The organism is Synechococcus sp. PROS-U-1 (assembly GCF_014279755.1).
Taxonomy (GTDB): Bacteria; Cyanobacteriota; Cyanobacteriia; order PCC-6307; family Cyanobiaceae; genus Parasynechococcus.
Genome location: NZ_CP047951.1, coordinates 743,084 through 759,170 on the forward strand (window position 1 = coordinate 743,084; position 16,087 = coordinate 759,170).

General features: G+C 60.5%; 16 protein-coding genes. 11 read left to right on the forward strand and 5 right to left on the reverse strand.

The window, feature by feature from the left end; genetic code table 11:
* Nucleotides 1-29 precede the first annotated feature (29 nt).
* Nucleotides 30-455, reverse strand: a complete 426-nt coding sequence (gene psb27 / locus SynPROSU1_RS03935; protein WP_186571589.1) for a photosystem II protein Psb27 — start codon at nucleotides 453-455, stop codon at nucleotides 30-32.
* A gap of 24 nt (nucleotides 456-479) precedes the next feature.
* Entirely contained in the window at nucleotides 480-2,261 is a 1,782-nt protein-coding gene (locus SynPROSU1_RS03940) for a proline--tRNA ligase (RefSeq protein ID WP_186571590.1), read from the reverse strand.
* Between the two features lie 207 nt (nucleotides 2,262-2,468).
* On the opposite strand from SynPROSU1_RS03940, the gene SynPROSU1_RS03945 reads away from it, so the two are divergent.
* The 4 genes from SynPROSU1_RS03945 to SynPROSU1_RS03960 all read left to right on the forward strand — a co-directional run bounded on the left by SynPROSU1_RS03945 (nucleotide 2,469) and on the right by SynPROSU1_RS03960 (nucleotide 4,467).
* Nucleotides 2,469-2,873 (forward strand): resolvase, encoded by a 405-nt coding sequence (locus tag SynPROSU1_RS03945; RefSeq protein WP_255444779.1) that lies wholly within the window; start codon nucleotides 2,469-2,471, stop codon nucleotides 2,871-2,873.
* A gap of 289 nt (nucleotides 2,874-3,162) precedes the next feature.
* A complete protein-coding gene (locus tag SynPROSU1_RS03950) occupies nucleotides 3,163-3,672 on the forward strand; it encodes an inorganic diphosphatase (RefSeq protein ID WP_186571592.1) in 510 nt (169 codons plus the stop codon).
* 69 nt (nucleotides 3,673-3,741) lie between these two features.
* Nucleotides 3,742-4,101 (forward strand): 2Fe-2S iron-sulfur cluster-binding protein, encoded by a 360-nt coding sequence (locus tag SynPROSU1_RS03955; protein WP_115095124.1) that lies wholly within the window; start codon nucleotides 3,742-3,744, stop codon nucleotides 4,099-4,101.
* Nucleotides 4,102-4,104: 3 nt separating this feature from the next.
* Entirely contained in the window at nucleotides 4,105-4,467 is a 363-nt protein-coding gene (locus tag SynPROSU1_RS03960) for an arsenate reductase family protein (RefSeq protein WP_186571593.1), read from the forward strand.
* Here SynPROSU1_RS03960 and SynPROSU1_RS03965 read toward each other — a convergent pair.
* Nucleotides 4,430-5,935 carry a hypothetical protein gene (locus SynPROSU1_RS03965; protein ID WP_186571594.1) on the reverse strand — a complete coding sequence of 502 codons (1,506 nt, stop codon included), beginning with the start codon at nucleotides 5,933-5,935 and terminating at the stop codon, nucleotides 4,430-4,432. The genes SynPROSU1_RS03960 and SynPROSU1_RS03965 overlap by 38 nt on opposite strands.
* A 78-nt stretch (nucleotides 5,936-6,013) precedes the next feature.
* Here SynPROSU1_RS03965 and lepB point away from each other — a divergent pair, with 78 nt between their 5' ends.
* Nucleotides 6,014-6,679 carry a signal peptidase I gene (gene lepB / locus SynPROSU1_RS03970; RefSeq protein ID WP_186572223.1) on the forward strand — a complete coding sequence of 222 codons (666 nt, stop codon included), beginning with the start codon at nucleotides 6,014-6,016 and terminating at the stop codon, nucleotides 6,677-6,679.
* On the opposite strand, the gene SynPROSU1_RS03975 is transcribed toward lepB, so the two are convergent.
* Together SynPROSU1_RS03975 and SynPROSU1_RS03980 are read right to left on the reverse strand one after the other, a co-directional pair.
* Entirely contained in the window at nucleotides 6,669-7,934 is a 1,266-nt protein-coding gene (locus tag SynPROSU1_RS03975) for a dihydroorotase (protein ID WP_186571595.1), read from the reverse strand. The genes lepB and SynPROSU1_RS03975 overlap by 11 nt on opposite strands.
* A gap of 4 nt (nucleotides 7,935-7,938) precedes the next feature.
* On the reverse strand, nucleotides 7,939-9,267 hold the full coding sequence (locus SynPROSU1_RS03980) for a histidine phosphatase family protein (RefSeq protein ID WP_186571596.1): 1,329 nt from the start codon (nucleotides 9,265-9,267) through the stop codon (nucleotides 7,939-7,941).
* A 76-nt stretch (nucleotides 9,268-9,343) separates the two neighbouring features.
* On the opposite strand from SynPROSU1_RS03980, the gene SynPROSU1_RS03985 reads away from it, so the two are divergent.
* From SynPROSU1_RS03985 to SynPROSU1_RS04010, 6 genes are all read left to right on the forward strand, one after another.
* The gene (locus SynPROSU1_RS03985; RefSeq protein WP_186571597.1) at nucleotides 9,344-10,606 is read left to right on the forward strand and encodes a CPBP family intramembrane glutamic endopeptidase; all 1,263 of its coding nucleotides are present in this window, start codon (nucleotides 9,344-9,346) and stop codon (nucleotides 10,604-10,606) included.
* Between the two features lie 3 nt (nucleotides 10,607-10,609).
* Nucleotides 10,610-11,098: a hypothetical protein gene (locus SynPROSU1_RS03990; protein ID WP_370586246.1), complete on the forward strand. Its 489-nt coding sequence runs from the start codon at nucleotides 10,610-10,612 to the stop codon at nucleotides 11,096-11,098.
* Nucleotides 11,098-12,900, forward strand: a complete 1,803-nt coding sequence (locus SynPROSU1_RS03995; protein WP_186571598.1) for a penicillin-binding protein 2 — start codon at nucleotides 11,098-11,100, stop codon at nucleotides 12,898-12,900. Before SynPROSU1_RS03990 ends, SynPROSU1_RS03995 begins: the two co-directional genes overlap by 1 nt.
* 48 nt (nucleotides 12,901-12,948) lie before the next feature.
* Nucleotides 12,949-14,121 (forward strand): transaldolase, encoded by a 1,173-nt coding sequence (locus SynPROSU1_RS04000; protein WP_186571599.1) that lies wholly within the window; start codon nucleotides 12,949-12,951, stop codon nucleotides 14,119-14,121.
* Between the two features lie 92 nt (nucleotides 14,122-14,213).
* Nucleotides 14,214-14,597 (forward strand): Crp/Fnr family transcriptional regulator, encoded by a 384-nt coding sequence (locus SynPROSU1_RS04005; protein ID WP_186571600.1) that lies wholly within the window; start codon nucleotides 14,214-14,216, stop codon nucleotides 14,595-14,597.
* Between the two features lie 59 nt (nucleotides 14,598-14,656).
* Nucleotides 14,657-16,045 carry an MFS transporter gene (locus SynPROSU1_RS04010; protein ID WP_186571601.1) on the forward strand — a complete coding sequence of 463 codons (1,389 nt, stop codon included), beginning with the start codon at nucleotides 14,657-14,659 and terminating at the stop codon, nucleotides 16,043-16,045.
* Nucleotides 16,046-16,087: the final 42 nt, after the last annotated feature.

Here is a 16,087-nt window from a genome sequence, read left to right on the forward strand (position 1 = left end):
GCCTCGTCAAAGCTTGTGTGTCCAGGGGCTCAACTGCCCCGGACCACAGACTTCTCGGCTTTGTTGAGTTCTTTGGCGATACGGTCATGCAGTGCCTCCGGCAGGGGACGGTTGGCGTAGGAGGCGTAGTGACCGGCCAGAGAGTTCACGGCGGTCTGCATGGTGGTGAAGGAGCTCAGGCCATTCACGCGCGGTTGGGGCCTGTAGCGGGACATGTAGTCGTTGATCAGCGCCCGAGCGTCCGCTTCAGCTTCAGCGTGGGTCGGATCGTCTTGGGGCAAGTCGATCACAGTCCTCAACTGGCGAGAGACCGCCACCGTGTCTTCCACGTAGTTTCCACTCAGGCGCGCTTCAGCATCACCACTGCATGCCGTTAAAAGGAGGCATAAGCCCAGGCCAAGAGCCACGGCAGCCCGGCTCAAGGGGCGAAGCAGGCCTGTCAGTGCTGAAAGCATGAAACCCTTAAGAATCCACTGACTTTAGGGGTGGAGTGCCTTGATCAGGCATGACACGGCCTCTGCTTGGGGAAGTTTTTGCACCTCACGGTTGCTGCGGCACACCAGCTCAACGTTGCCATCGGCGGCGTCGCGTCCCACCACGATCCGCCAGGGGATGCCGATCAGATCAGCATCCTTGAACTTGACGCCTGCACGCTCCTTGCGGTCGTCGATCAGCACATCGACCCCAGCGTGTTGAAGCTCCGTGTAGAGCGCCTCCCCCAGCTGGGCTTGGGTCTCGTCCTGAATATTGGCGACAACCACGATGGCTTCGAAGGGGGCGATGGCCGTCGGCCAGCAGATGCCGCCGTCATCGTGGTGCTGTTCGACGGCAGCCTGCGCCAGCCTGGAAACGCCGATCCCGTAGCAACCCATCCAGAACGGTTCGGTCTTGCCGTTTTCATTGGTGAAGCGACTCTCCATGGCTTCGGAATATTTCCGACCCAGCTGAAAAATGTGGCCAACTTCGATGCCGCGTTTTTCGGTGAGCCGTGATTCCGCGTTGTGTTGGCAGGTGTCGCCTGCCCGTGCATTGCGCAGATCCAGGCTGGTCGGCTTCTGCCCGATGGCGGCCCAGCTGGTGTTGAAACGGTGCTGATCGGGAGTATTCGCACCACACACAAAACGGGCGAGCTCAGTGGCTGTTTCGTCTGCTAGACGCAGGAAGCGTGGCTCCCAGGTCTTGGCACCCTGCAGGACGTCATCGGACAGGTCTGGTCCAATGGATCCGAAGGGGATCGGGTCGATTTTCTGACGGTTTTGGTCGTCTGGTGTGATCGGACGGCAATCGAGGACGCCCTTCTCCAGGATTCGGCTGACGGCGTTCACGACTTTGGTCGGGTTCACCTCTTGGTCACCACGCAGGCTGACCAGCAACGGTTGCAGGGTCTCATCGTCCAGTGTCGCCACGAACAGCAGCACTTTCACCACTTGGCTCGGATCCCAGCCTTTGGCGTCGCAGAGACTCTCGATGCTGCCCAAGCCAGGGGTTGGAATCGATGCTTCCGGGCCATCAGGGAGAGGAGATGCGGCGGATGGGATCGAAACAGCCTTTTCTTGATTGGCGGCGTATTGGCCGTCATCGCTGATCAGGATCAGGTCTTCCCCGGCATCCGCCGTCACCATGAATTCCTGGGAGGCGGCGCCGCCGATCGCTCCGCTGTCGGCATCGACGGGTACAGCATCGAGGCCACACCGTTCAAAGATGCGGCGGTAGGCCTGATCCATGTCGCCGTAGGTCTCGCGGAGGTCCGCTTCGCTGGCATGGAAGGAGTAGGCGTCCTTCATGATGAATTCGCGGCCTCGCATCAGACCGAAGCGGGGACGAATCTCGTCTCGGAATTTGGTCTGGATCTGATACAGGTTCACCGGAAGCTGCCGGTATGACTTCAACAACTCACCAGCCAGGTTGGTGACGACTTCTTCGTGGGTCGGCCCAAGCCCCAGCTCTCTGCCTTGCCGGTCTTCGAGGTGAAACATGATCCCTTCACCAGCGGTGTAGCCCTGCCAGCGGCCGCTTTTCTGCCAAAGCTCTGCAGGATGCAGCTGTGGGAGGAGGGTCTCTTGAGCACCGGCGCGGTTCATCTCTTCGCGCACCACGGCTGTGATCTTTTGAAGCACCCTCCACATGAGAGGCAGGTAGGCGTAGATCCCAGACCCGACGCGGCGGATGTATCCACCGCGCAGGAGCAGCTGATGCGAGGTGATCTCCGCTTCGGCGGGAACATCCCGCAGCGTCACCAGCAGCAGGCGGGAGACGCGCATCGATCGGAAGAAAATGGAATTCGGAAGCTATCACCGCTTCGGAAGCATGCCGATCGTAGAAGTGTCTGTTTTGCTGGAATTCCCCTGTGCGCCCTGAGTCTCGGCTGCTACCGTCCAGCTCAATCCAGCCTGTCCTAGGCACGTCTCATGTTTCCTCGGTCTGTTGAATCTGTGACGTCACACCTTCAACAGCAGGCAGAGCTTTCCATGGATTCAGCCCAGGCGTCCGCGCAGGCTGAAGCCTTGGTGGGGATTGACGACGTTCAGAAGTCTCTTAATCGTTCTCGCGCATCGGTCTATCGCTACACGAACACAGACCCTCGCAACCTCAATCCCCCCTTCAATCCCCGCAAGCTGAATCCGGAATATCGCAGCGATCAAAAAGATCCGCTGATGTTCCATCCCAATGAAGTGGCGCGCTTCGCCAAGGATGTTCTCCGGATTAAGGAAGTCACGGTTGAGGTGTTGAACTCTCCTTCAACAGCAACCCAGCAAATGTTGGGCTCAATTTTGGAAGAGCTCCGCCTGATCCGTACCCACCTCGAAGGCAGTGGGCAGGCACCCTCTGATCTGAGCGCACGCCTCGACCACCAGGATCGTCCCGCTGCTTAACGATCGCTGCGCCAGGCTTTCAGCAGTGACAGAATGAAGAAATCAACGTTGTGATGAGAAGAGGGAGCTGCTGAAGCTTCCCGTTCTATGGCCTCAGATGCTTTCCTCCCGTCCGGCGATGACGCCATCGCGTCATCCGAGACGGATGAGCCGTTCAGTCGTCACGCTTCTGTGACGGCCATCACTGGGCTTCTGATTGCTGTTGTCAGCTTCAGCGCCCCAGTGGTGGTTGTGATCACTGATCGAACGTTCCCTTCTCCGCGATTGATCCCAACCGCTTCTGCACGGAATGGATCTCCATCAGCTCCCCCCGTCTCCTTCGCCAGGATTGGTGAATCTCATCGTGGAGATACCGGCGGGAAGCCGAAATAAGTATGAATACCTGGCCGAGGCTGGTGTGATGGTTCTTGACCGGGTGATGCACTCCTCGGTCCGTTATCCCTTCGATTACGGCTTCATCCCCAACACGCAGGCGGAGGATGGATCTCCCCTCGATGCCATGGTGATCATGGCTGAACCCACCTTCGCGGGCTGTTTGATCAAGGCCCGCCCCATCGGTGTTTTGGATCTGCACGACTTGGATGTTTACGACGGGAAGATCCTGTGTGTTCCCGATGCGGACCCCCGTCAAGACGAGATCCGCAGCATTCGGCAAATTGCGGCATCCCAGCTGGAGGAGGTTGCTGAATTTTTCAGGACTTACCGCACGCTCCAAGGAGGAGTTGTGACGATTGACGGTTGGCGCGACCTTGATGCGGTTCAGCCGTTGCTTGATTCCTGTATCAATGCAGCCAACTGATCTCAGAGAAGGTCCCCTTCTTCTGGCCAGATGCTTGTAAGTTGGTGCGCACTGAGATTCGCCGAAACTGTGCCCACCATCCGATTCGAGCAGGAAGACCAGCAGGTTGGCTGCATCGAGGGCGCGAATCTGCGAAAAGCTGCACTTGATGCAGGCATCAACCCCTACAAGAGCCTCAACAACCTCAACAACTGCAGTGGCGTTGGTCAGTGCGGCACCTGTGTGATGGAGGTGATCGAAGGTCAGGGCAATCTTTCGCCCCGCAGCGACGTCGAAGAGGTGTACCTGGCTGACCGGCCTGCGAACTTCCGCTTGAGCTGCCGCACCACCGTGAACGGTGATGTGACGGTTCGCACCCGTCCAGCCGAAGGTGTTGGCCGTGGCTCCAACAGCCTCGTTGGTGCGATCAAATCCCTGTTTGGCCGCTGAATCTTGGCGGGGATTCTCCAGGTCTACAGCTACAACCGCTGCAGCACCTGTCGGAAGGCGTTGGCATGGCTTTCTGAGCGAGGAATCGCCCATGACGTGCACGACATCACCCTGAACCCACCCTCCAGGGAGCTGCTCTCGGCGGCTTATCAATTTTTTGGTGAGCGGAAGCTGTTGTTCAACACCAGCGGTCAGAGCTATCGAGCCATGGGTGCAGCAGCCGTTAAAGCCCTCTCCGATGACGAGGCTCTCAATGCCTTGGCCGCGGACGGAAAATTGATCAAGCGTCCGTTTGTGGTGGTGGATTCCTCCGCGTTCCTGACCGGCTTTAAGCCTGATCTCTGGGAGTCGACCTTCCAGGGCTGAAATTCAAGCCATCCAATTCGCTGATCAGGGCGTCCACATCGCCTTGGTCACGGATCTGCCGGAAGCTGGAGCGCTTGATCTCTTCCAGGAGGGCGACGAGTAAATCCTGACTTCTGGTCAGGACAGGCCCTTGTTCCAGCATGTGGGCTAGCTCCTCCCAAAGTCGATCGAGGGCTTCGGATCCAAGGGATTCGAGAACTGGGTCACGCTGACCGATGCGGTTGCCGGCCCCTTTTGACAGGTCGAGGACAGAGGTCACCATGCTGTCCGCAAGCTGGCGGCTGAATTCCGATTCAGCGTTTTGCAGTCCGGGCAGGCGACGCAGGGCGTCCGGCACCACGTTGCGGTCCAAACTCTGCTGCACCAGATGGCTGATCAAGGCTTGCAGTTGCGGTCGCATGGCTGGGCCAACACGGGTGAGCAGCAGTGGCAGCCACAACCGCAGCAGCTCGACCACCTCCCGTTCATCGTTCAGATCACTGCTTTGGTAACTGCAGAGTCCGCGAACCCTCTCCGGCAGCTGAGGGGAGCGGATCAATTGCTGGAGGGCATCGACGACTCGGATGGCGATCACTTCAAACAGCTCCACAGCCAACAGGGCCACCACGCCACGGCTGATGACGGCACGGAGAGGCTCCAGTTGCAGCAGCCCTGCTCCGCAGAGACGCTCTGTGACTGGGATCACCCTGAGCCAGCGTGCAAAAGGCAGCAGCAGTGGCAGGTCGATCCAGCGGCGTAACAGGGCGTCACGCCAGCGGATTGCCGGATAGCGCTGTTTCAGGCGCCATGCGCGCAGAAGTATGTCGAGCAGGAACAGAAGTTGAAACGGGGTGTCGATGCGCCAGCTCAGATCGCTGGGACGTCCGTTTTCATCGATGCTTCGCCAGTAATTGCTTTCCACCAGCGGCAGGATCTGCTGGCTCCAGAACTGACGTTCCTGGCTCCACGGGGAACGTTTCAGATGCTCGGGACTCAGCAAAAGGTTGGCCGAATCACGGGCCGATTCCAGCCCGGTGCGGGCTCGGAGTCGGTTCTTGACTTTCTCCAGCGCGCCGGCCTGGCCTGAGCTGATGAACGGGTTGTTGTCCATCAGTGCCGTGGTTCGTGCCGCCTGCTGCTCCAGTAGATCGATGCTCTTTGGCGTGCTTGAGCCGTTCTCCTGGAGTGCTCGATCGAGGGCCGTATAGGCCTTGAGATAAGCCTTCGTGTCGCGATGGGGTTCGATGCCTTTTAAGGGGTCGAGCAGTGGGGTGATGTCTGGCAGCCATGGCAGGGGGACCACCAGAGGCAGTGATGGAACCGGATAAAGATTGCGTTGCAGCCAGAAATTGCGTAGGGGGATGTAGGTGAGGTCAATGGCGACCCAGGTGAGATTGACTGCGGCGATGACGGCAATGGCCTGGTCCCACCGGCGCCAGCTCAGCAGGCCTCGATGCGGCTTGAGTGCTTGCCAGCGTGGACGGATCATGGTGCCTGCGGGCTCCCCCTATCGTGGGTCGAAAGATTGAGCCTGCCCACATTGAACGCGGAGAAAGGGCCTTCCGATGTGAAGGGCAGAGTGAGCGCGATTTGGGAGTTTTGGGCCCCGTTTCTGTTCACGGTCTCGCTTTATCTCCTGCTCCGGCAGTTCGCCTTCGAAGCTCGCTATATCCCTTCTGGTTCGATGCTCCCTGGGCTGCAGGTGGGCGACAAGTTAATCGTGGAGAAGCTGTCGTACCGCTCCCGTGCTCCCCAGCGTGGGGAGATCGTTGTCTTCAATTCCCCCAGTGCATTCGATCCCGTCTGGAAGTTGGAGTCGGGAGAACCGAATCCACTGAAGTGCGGCTTTGTGACGTTCCCAGGCATTAGCTGGGTTGTCGATCGCGTCTTAGTGCAGCGCTACCCCGAATGTGAGGCCTGGATTAAACGGGTGGTCGGTGTTCCTGGCGATGTTGTGGAGGTCAACACCCGCGGCGCCGTGAGCATCAACGGCACAGCCTTCAAGGAGTCTTATGTCACCAACTTCTGTTCGGATCGCGATGGAATGATCGGCTGCAAAGGCCTGTATGCCGTCGTTCCGAAAGGCAACGTTGTCGTTTTGGGTGACAACCGTCGCAACAGCCAGGACGCACGCCGTTGGCCCGGTGGTCCATTCCTGCCCGACGATCAGATCATCGGGCGTGCTGTTTTCCGCTTCTGGCCCCCCTCGCGGATTGGTCCGCTCAGCAACTGAGTCCACAGGCCACAACACGGCCTTGAAGCTCCCGTCCAAGCCAGGGAATGTTGGCAGCGCGTGGCGCTCCAGGCGTGCTTCTCTCGACCGACCAGCGTTGCTCGGGATTGAACAGCAGCCAGCGCCTGCTGCCTTCCTCGAGCTGTTCGGGGGGCTGATCGATCAGGGCTGATGGCCCAAAGCTGAGGGCCTGCCAAAGATCGACCGCAGTCCAGCGGCCCGATCGCACCAGAGCATTCCACAGCGCTGGCAGCACCAGATGGTGGCCGCTGAGTCCTGCGGGACGCTGGTCACCGGGCAGTGCCATGTCTTCGGCATCCAGAGGGACGGCGTGAACAGCCACGGCGGTAATGGTTCGTTCTTGAACGGCCTGGATCAACTGGTCGCGATCCTCCGGACCACCGAGGGACGGGCACACACGCCAGCCAGGGTCGCTGCTGGCCAGCATGCTGCGGTCGGTGAGGAGATGCCACCAGCTCACGCTGCTCAGGGGAGGGGGCCCGCAGCTGGCGAGTTGAACTACCGCTGCTGCTGTGGAGAGATTCATCAGCCGAAGTTGTCGCTCTGGATGGCGTTGATGCAGCAGCAGCAACTGACTGAGGGGCAGGGTTTCGCTGGTGATCGGATCCGCTGGCCACCCGGCCCGCAGCGTCTCCACGCCCTCCCTCACCAGACCCTCCCCCTGCAGCCCGGGATCACGAGGTGCCACCAGGACCGGGCATCCCCCCATCTCTCCCAGCAGCAGACCCTGTTCCAGCAACGGAGTTGGAACCATGGCGTCGTCGTCGGCCAGGCCGATGGCGCCGTGTTCGAGCAGATCGCCATGGGGCGCTAATTCGTCCGCCTTGCCGCCGCGGCTGAAGCCTCCCCAGAGGTGCAGACGAACCGTTGCCGTCTGATCTTGATCGAGGCTGAATCCCTGCAGCCGTTCAGGTCGATCGCGCCAGGTGGTGCTGCGTGGAAGCAGGGCAATCTGTCCGTAACCCGCCGCCGCGGCGCAGTGACGCAGGCTCACGGCTGTTTCCTGATCCCCGCTGAAGGGGGTTTCAAGGATCGAATGGGGATCGACCAGGCAGGGAGCAACAAGCTGATCCGGGGCAGCGGTGGCGTTGATGCCCAGGGCAAGGGCCTGCTGCCTGGCGTTGTCGTCAAAGCCGACCAGCACCCCCTGATCGATCAGAACGGCACCGAGCTGCACCGGTTGTCCGGGGCCACGCAGGACGCGCACCGGGTCCAGCAGCAAGGTGTCGTTCATGACGTCAGAGAGCGCCTGTTGCCGTGCGGTCAATCACGCTCCCGAAATGGGACGTGAGGTTCAGACAGGTCACCACCGCAGGCTGGCCCGGATCGGCCGCGATGTCGACCACCGTGACACCACCGTTGCCCTGTTTGACGGCCCAGATGTCGGCCGGCGTCAGGCCTAACAGGTCGCACAGAATCGTTTTGTTCACGGCATCGTGGGCGACCACCAGAACCGTTTCATCAGCCTTCAGCTCAGCGGCGATCTCGCCCCAGCTCCGGACGGAACGGGCCCACACGTCCTGGATGGTTTCACCTTCAGGCATCTGCACGGTTTCTGGGGCACGTTTCCAGGTGTCCAGCAGCTCCGACCAATCCTCTCTGATCTCGGATTCGAGCTTGCCCTCCCACAGGCCGTGACCGATCTCCACCAGGCCATCGATCTGGGTTAGGGGAACGTCGGGGTGGGCTTCAAGAATGATCTGGGCCGTTTCGGTTGGGCGTGAGAGGGTGCTGCTCCAGGCCCGATCGATGGGGATGTCTTTGAGGAAATCGCGGGCTGCTGCAGCTTGAGCGCGACCGTTGCTGTTGAGCGGAATATCGATTTGCCCCTGGAAGCGGCCTGCCTTGTTCCAGTCGGTCTCGCCGTGTCGCACCAGGATCAACCTGGCGCTCTTGCCCTTCTCCGGTAGAGGTCGCAGGTGTGTGGTGCTGTTCAGGCATTCGATCTGCACCTGGGGGCGATCAACGCCGGGATGAAGATTGAAGATCGACAAGGAGGTGTTGTCGACACGGAGCCGCCGGAAGCCGTTGTCGGGTTCACCCAGTAACACCAGCATCAGGCAGCGCAAAATGGCGTTGTGAGCCACCACCAGCACCGTGTCGTTGCCATCGACGGGATGACGCTGCAGCAGGTTGCTGACGAACCCCCGCGCCTGTTCCATCAGCTCAGGCAGAGGCTTGTAGGTCGAGCCATCACGACGTTGGAGCTCCAGCTCCATGGGGCGGTGTTTCCAGAGGGTGTAGGTCTCCGGCGAATTCTTGATGAGGTCGTTGATGGTCTGTCCCGACCAGGGCTCGAGATCCACCTCCAGCAACCCGTCATCGAACGTGGCATCCGCTGCCTCACCGGCGTGGGCTTCCAGCAGGCTGGCCGTTGTGGCAGCTGCCCGTTGCAAAGGTGAGCTGTAAACGGCCTGGAAGCTCACCTCCTGCAGAGAGCGGCCCAGGGCCTTCGCCTGCTCATGCCCCTCATCACTGAGGTTCGAGAGATCATCCCGTCCCTGGATGCGTCGCTCTTTGTTGAAACTGCTGAGACCGTGGCGGACCAGAAGAAGACGAAGGGGCACGGTTCAGCGTCAAGGCGCGGCCATCGTATGGAAGCGGCCTTTCGGGGGGACAATCGTGGGCAGTTGACGCCAGCTGGTGCCCAGTTCCCCACGACCGGTTGTCCCGCGCTGGAAGGGGCTTTTGGCGGCCCTCTCGCTGGCTTTGGCAGGCTTTATCTGGCTTTCGGGCTTGGTGGACAGCTTGTCCAGGCCATCGGTGGCGCCGTCCCTGAGCCTGCAGCAGCAGGAATTGACGCTTCTGGCCGAGCCAGCAGTGCCATCTCAGTGGCGTGATGCCCTTCTCGGGGAGTCCCCGCGCCGTGCACTGCTCAAAGCCCTTGAGGGGGTTTCATCGGAGGATCGCAGTGAGCGCCAGCAGCAGATGCTCGAGCTGCTGCAAGGCAAGACACCGGCCTCTGCAGACTCTGAGCTTGCACCCGACGATCCCCTGCTGCAGCGACTCCGTTGCGAGGTCGAGAGGTCCGATGCTGCGGTCTGTGTCGATGGCACGGCAGCGGACAGGGCGGCCTTGCGTTTGGTGTTCAGCACGGTTCTGCCCCTGGTGACCGCCCTGCTCGGTGGTTTGCTGCTGATTGGCCAGACCTGGCGGCTGCTGCGGGGCCGATTGATGGCTTGGCCAGCGGTTCAGGGCCCGGACTTGACCCTGATCGATATGACCCTGCTGGTGGCGGGTGGTTTCGTTGTGATCAGTGCCGTAGGCGTCCCATTGGTGGCGTTTCCCCTGGTCGGTGCACTCACGGCCGGACTTGGCAGTCCCCGTCGCGAAGCCGTGGGTGTGGTGATCAACTACGCCGTGATGGCCCTGCCAAGCCTGCTGATCCTCTGGCGGCAGTTGCGGGCTCTGCCGAAGGAGAACGCGCCGCAAGGCGGCTGGATGCAGTGGCGGGTGCGGCCGCTGCCCTCCGCTCTGCGGGACGCGCTGGCGGGCTGGTTGATGGTGACGCCCCTGGTGATGCTTACGGGCTGGTTGCTCGTCCGCCTTGTGGGGGATCCAGGGGGGAGCAATCCGTTGCTGGAGTTGGTGCTCGGCAGCCATGACCCGATCGCCCTGGGATTGCTTGCCTTGACGGCCGTTGTGCTGGCACCGCTGTTCGAGGAGACGATCTTTCGCGGTGCTTTGTTGCCGGTGTTGGCGGCAAAGCTGGGTCCGCTGGTCGGCGTTCTGGTTAGTGGCCTGTTGTTCGCCATGGCCCACATCAGTGTCGGCGAGTTGGCACCCCTCACCGTGCTGGGGATTGGGCTGGGGTTGGTTCGGCTCCGCAGCGGACGGTTGTGGCCCTCAGTGCTGATGCATGGGCTTTGGAATGCAGTGACATTCCTCAATCTGCTGTTGCTCTGAGCCTTGCCCCGCCTTTCCGCAGGTGGTTCACTGGCCTATTCGCCTGTGCCCCCGGTGGTTGCCGCTCCGGAACAGCGTGCATCGACCTCAGCTTTTGAGCTGATTCAAGGGTCCCTGTCTTCTGGACGGATTGCACGACGATCCCCCCTCCTGGGGGGACTCCATCGGTTGATGGACGGCACTCTGTTGGGGGTTATTGCGGCGGTGGCTGTGCTGGCAGGCCTCACGCTGCACTGGCAGCATCGCTGGACGCTTGCCTTTCGTGTTTTGGAAGCGACACGCACCCAGGCCCATCGCTTGACGGAATCCACTGCCGTGATGGAACAGCATCTGCTGCAACGGTCCCAACAGCCAAACAGCCTCGTGCCCACGCAGGTGGCCAACCTGGTGCATCTCGATCGCCCTGTTCTGGGTTCGCCCCAGCCCCCTGCACCCTCCCCGATGGCCACGCTCCAGGCGCTGGGTGATCAGCCCATCCGCGGCGGCTATTGATGACCCGCCTGTCAGGGCATAGGCCGGTGAGGTCACGCTCCCGTGCACGGGTGGTTCCCCTGACGCAGGTTCCGCCGAAGCGGCTGTGGATCATTTTTTGGATCCTGGCAGCAGGCCTGCTGGGTTTGGTCGGTCGCATGGCCTGGCTGCAGTTGGTGCAAGCTCCAGCTCTGGAGCAGCGCGCCCGTCAGTTGCAGACGCAGCGCACCCAGCCCCTGGGGCAACGGCGTCCGATCGTCGATCGCACCGGCCGCCTGGTCGCCATGGATGAAAAGCGGTTTCGGCTTTGGGCCCATCCCCGCTATTTCAATCTGCCGGGGGATCAGCCGAACGTGGTTCGCCCCGCCAAAGATGTTGCGGAGGTGTTGGCGGATCCGTTGGCTCGTCCCGCGTCCGAGCTTCTCGATGCCATGGGAACGCAGGCCTCGGGGATCAAGCTGGCTGAAGCACTGGATCCCGAGACGGCCGATCGCATCCGTGCGTTAGGCGTCAGTGGCTTGGATCTGGAGGCTTATCCCCAGCGGGTGTATCCCCAGGCGTCGTTGTTCGCCAACGTGGTGGGCTTTCTCAATGCCGAGCGGCAACCCCAAGCGGGTCTCGAGCAGAGCCGTGATGGGGATTTGGCCCGCCATGAGCAGACCCGACACCTCCGCCGCGGCGCCGATGGCACTCCGTTGCCGGCCAACCTGGCTCCAGGGGCCTTTTACGGCGACGACTTGCGTCTGCAGTTGACGCTGGATTCCAGGCTTCAGCAGGTGGCCATGACCGCTCTGGCTGCGCAGGTCAGCAAGTGGAAGGCGCAGAAAGGCGCCGCGATCGTGATGGATGCCACCAACGGTGAGCTGTTGGTTCTGGCATCAACACCCACCTACGACCCCAACCGCTACTGGGATTTCCCGACAGGGCGATTCCGGGAATGGTCTGTTCAGGATCTCTATGAACCGGGGTCGACGTTCAAGCCGATCAACCTGGCTTTGGCGCTTCAAGCCGGCGCCATCCAAGCGACGGATCGGGTGAATGATGTGGGGCAACTCAGCATTGGAGGTTGGCCGATCTTCAACCACGACAAACGGGCCAATGGCCTGGTTGATTTCGCCACGGTGCTGCAGGTGTCGAGCAATGTCGGCATGGTCCAGGCCATGCGTCGCCTCGATGACAGTGCCTACTGGAACTGGATGCAGCGTCTCGGTATCAATCAGCGCCCCGACACTGACCTCCCCGGAGCGGTGGCTGGACAACTCAAGAGCAAGGAGCAGTTCACCAGCCAGCCGATTGAGCCTGCCACCACGGCATTTGGTCAGGGGTTTTCACTCACACCGCTCAAACTGGTGCAGCTCCACGCCATGCTGGCGAATGGCGGCAAGTTGATCAGTCCCCACATCACCCGCGGATTCCGCTCGGGTGATGCGTTGGCTCCGGCGGCAGCGCCCAACGGTCAGCAGCTGCTGAAGCCTGAAGTCACCAAGACGGTGCTGCAGTGGATGGAGTCGGTGGTGGACCAGGGCAGTGGCAAGGGTGTGAAAACACCGGGGTACCGGATCGGCGGCAAAACAGGAACGGCGCAGAAGGCCCTGAATGGGATTTATCTCCCAGGCGCGAAAATCTGCAGCTTCGTGGCGACCTTGCCGATTGAAGATCCCCGCTACGTGGTGTTTGTGGTGGTAGATGAGCCCCAAGGTGACAACGCCTATGGATCAACCGTGGCGGTTCCCGTCGCCAAACAAATCATTGATGCCCTGCTGGTTGTGGAGCGCATTGCGCCTTCAAAACCTGCTGAATTGAACAAGCTTTTGAGCAGCTGACGCACGAAAAAGCGTCGCTACGTTACGGGTAAAGAGCCGTCGTACATCATGGCCAGCCTGCTCGATCAGCTTTCAGAAATGACCGTGGTCGTTGCCGACACGGGTGATCTGGAGGCGATCCGTAAGTTCACCCCTCGGGATGCCACCACCAACCCGTCATTAATCCTTGCTGCCGCTCAGATTCCGGCGTATCAGAGCCTGATTGATGAGGCCCTGCGGTCATCGCGCAAGTTGATGGGCAGCGATGCACCGGTGGAAGACGTGGTGCGGGAAGCCCTGGATGAAATCAGTGTGATCTTCGGCAAGGAGATTCTCAAAATCGTTCCCCGTCGTGTGTCGACGGAGGTGGATGCTCGCTTGAGTTTCGATACCGACGCCACGATTGAAAAAGGCCGAAAGCTGATTCGTCTGTACAACGATGCCGGCATCAGCAACGATCGCGTTCTGATCAAAATCGCCTCCACCTGGGAGGGCATCAAAGCCGCTGAGGTGCTGGAGAAAGAGGGGATTCACTGCAATCTCACCTTGCTGTTTGGTTTCGGTCAGGCGGTCGCCTGCGCCGAAGCCGGCGTCACCCTGATCTCCCCCTTCGTGGGGCGCATCCTCGATTGGTACAAGGCTGAGACGGGGCGCGATTCCTACCCCGGGCCGGAGGACCCTGGCGTCATTTCCGTGACCCAGATTTTCAACTACTACAAAACCCACGGCTACAGCACGGAGGTGATGGGGGCGAGCTTCCGCAACATCGATGAGATCACCGAGCTGGCCGGTTGTGATCTGCTCACGATTTCACCCAAGCTGTTGGATCAGCTCCGAGATAGTGATGCGATCTTGACCCGAAAATTGGATGCAAACCATCCCAGCAGCAGTGAGGCCAAGATTCACGTTGATCGCGTCCGTTTCGATGCGCTGATGCAAGACGACCGGATGGCTACCGACAAGCTGACGGAAGGCATCAAAGGCTTCAGCAAGGCGATTGAAACGCTGGAGCATCAACTGGCTCATCGCCTTGCAGAGTTGGAGGGCGGTTCCGCCTTCCGCCACGCCGTCTCTGAGATCTTCATGCTCAACGACATGAACGGCGATGGATCGATCACCCGTGATGAATGGCTCGGCAGTGATGCGATCTTTGATGCCTTGGATCAAGACCACGATGGTCTGATTTCCCAGGAGGATGTGCGCCAAGGTTTCGGTGCTGCCCTGGCTCTGACGTCTGTTTGAGCCCGTCTGAGTTGCCAGTGGGGGAGAAGTGTGTGGTGCTTCTCCTTGCATCCATCACGTGATTTTCACGCTCAACGATTCAGTTTCTTTCGATGCATGCGCTTGACACCATGCGTGCCTTGGGCAGCAAGGGCGAAGTGATCCGTTTGAAGCAGGGGGAAATTCTGTTTCACACAGGGGAAACCGGAACCTGCATGTATGGCCTTCTGGAAGGATCGGTGCGTCTCACCTGGATCGATTCAGCAGGCAATGAAGGGCATGAGGACATCCCGGTGGGTCATGTGTTCGGGGCAGGTGCCCTCGTCATGGAGAACCATGAGCGTCTGAGCACAGCCACGGCCACCCGTGATTGCCGGCTGATTGCCATGAACCGCGACAAATTTCTTTTTGCGGTTCAGGAGACGCCGATGTTTGCGGTGCAGCTTCTCGCGTCGATCGATGCCCGTTTGCGGGACATCAAGTTGGCCGAGGCCTAAGGTCCTGGCCGATTTTTTATGCGAAAAGGGCATAATCCGGCAAGTTTTTGTATCGCTCGTTGCAAAGCCATCCCCTACGTTTGGCTCTGCAACTGGGACTGTTCCAGCTCAGTCTTGGGATTCTTGGTGTTCTGATCCTTGGCCTGCTGAACCGTCTGCTGATTCAAGACATTCAGTTGCCGGCGGTGCTGGCGGCCTTGGCTATCGGGGGGCAGCAGTTGATGGGGTTCACCCGTGCCTGGTTCGGGCATCGCTCTGATCGGATCCCCCCCAGCCGGCTGCGGCGCACGCCCTTCATCGTCATCAGCTCGTTGGCGATTGCCCTGTTGTTCGGAGTGGCCTGCCAGCTGGTGCTGCGGTTAGCCACCAACATGGAGGCCAGCGGTGGTGAGCTCAATGTGCTGCTGATTGGCCTGTTGATCCTTGTCTTTGTGGCGATTGGCACGGCCATTGCCGCTGGTGGAACAGCGTTTTCGGCCTTGATCGCTGATCGCACCACGGAAGCCGAGCGGCCGCGGGTGCTGTCGGTGGTGTGGGGGATGCGTCTTATGGGGGTGTTGCTGGGCAGTGTTCTGGTGAATCAGGTGTTCGGCAGTGCCTGCGCGGCCGATGCCAGCCGCACCGCTGTTCTGGCCGGACTGCAGCGTCTGTCATTGGTGACGCCTTTGGTGCTGCTGGGGCTGGGGGTGGCGTCGGTGTTCGGCGTTGAACGCCGCATCACAGGATTGATGGCGCCTGTGGGGTCGGCTCCCACCGATGTTCCCCAGCGGTTGGCCTTGCCCCAATTGCTCTTGAAACTGCGGTCCATCCCCCAGGCCGGTCGTTTCCTCGGAGTGCTCTGCCTGTTCACCTTCAGCATGTTCCTCAACGATGCGGTGCTTGAGCCCTACGGCGCCGCCGTCTTTGGCATGAGTGTCTGCGCCACCACATCGCTGAATGTGTTGATCGCCCTGGGCTTCTTCTGTGGCTTGGGACTCAGTGGTTTTTGGTTGATTGAGCGCGTCGGCAACATCCGCACCGCCCGGGTGGGTGCGGTGCTGGCCGCACTGGCTTTGATGCTGATGTTGTGGGCCGGGGCTGAGCAGTCGATCCCCCTGTTGCGGGCTGCTGTTGGCTTGTTTGGTTTGTCGCTTGGGGTGTGCATGAATGCCTGCCTCACCTTGATGTTCAGTTTTGTGCAACCCGGGCGCACGGGCTTTCTTCTTGGCATCTGGGGTGCGGGTTATGCCTATTCCTGCGGTCTGGCCACCATCAGTGGCGGTGGGCTGCTCACCCTGTTTCAAGCCTGGAACGGCGGGGATTTGTTCGGTGCTTACAGAGGTGTGTTCGCTCTGCAGATGGCCTGTTTCGTGGGCGCCGCGTTGATGACGCGCCGTTTGGATGTGGTCGTTTTCCGCAACACCGTGAAAACCCGTTTCGGGGAGGTCATGGAGATGGCGGTTGATTGAGAACTGGGTTGAGCCTCGGATCCACTAGAACCGGATTCCTTG

Coding starts and splice junctions, on each gene's coding strand:
- SynPROSU1_RS04005 (WP_186571600.1), top strand. CDS start 14,214: ATGCATGCGCTTGACACCATGCGTGCCTTGGGCAGCAAGGGCGAAGTG.
- SynPROSU1_RS03940 (WP_186571590.1), bottom strand. CDS start 2,261: ATGCGCGTCTCCCGCCTGCTGCTGGTGACGCTGCGGGATGTTCCCGCC.
- SynPROSU1_RS03945 (WP_255444779.1), top strand. CDS start 2,469: ATGGATTCAGCCCAGGCGTCCGCGCAGGCTGAAGCCTTGGTGGGGATT.
- SynPROSU1_RS04000 (WP_186571599.1), top strand. CDS start 12,949: ATGGCCAGCCTGCTCGATCAGCTTTCAGAAATGACCGTGGTCGTTGCC.
- SynPROSU1_RS03995 (WP_186571598.1), top strand. CDS start 11,098: ATGACCCGCCTGTCAGGGCATAGGCCGGTGAGGTCACGCTCCCGTGCA.
- SynPROSU1_RS03975 (WP_186571595.1), bottom strand. CDS start 7,934: ATGAACGACACCTTGCTGCTGGACCCGGTGCGCGTCCTGCGTGGCCCC.
- SynPROSU1_RS03965 (WP_186571594.1), bottom strand. CDS start 5,935: ATGATCCGTCCACGCTGGCAAGCACTCAAGCCGCATCGAGGCCTGCTG.
- SynPROSU1_RS03950 (WP_186571592.1), top strand. CDS start 3,163: ATGGATCTCCATCAGCTCCCCCCGTCTCCTTCGCCAGGATTGGTGAAT.
- psb27 (WP_186571589.1), bottom strand. CDS start 455: ATGCTTTCAGCACTGACAGGCCTGCTTCGCCCCTTGAGCCGGGCTGCC.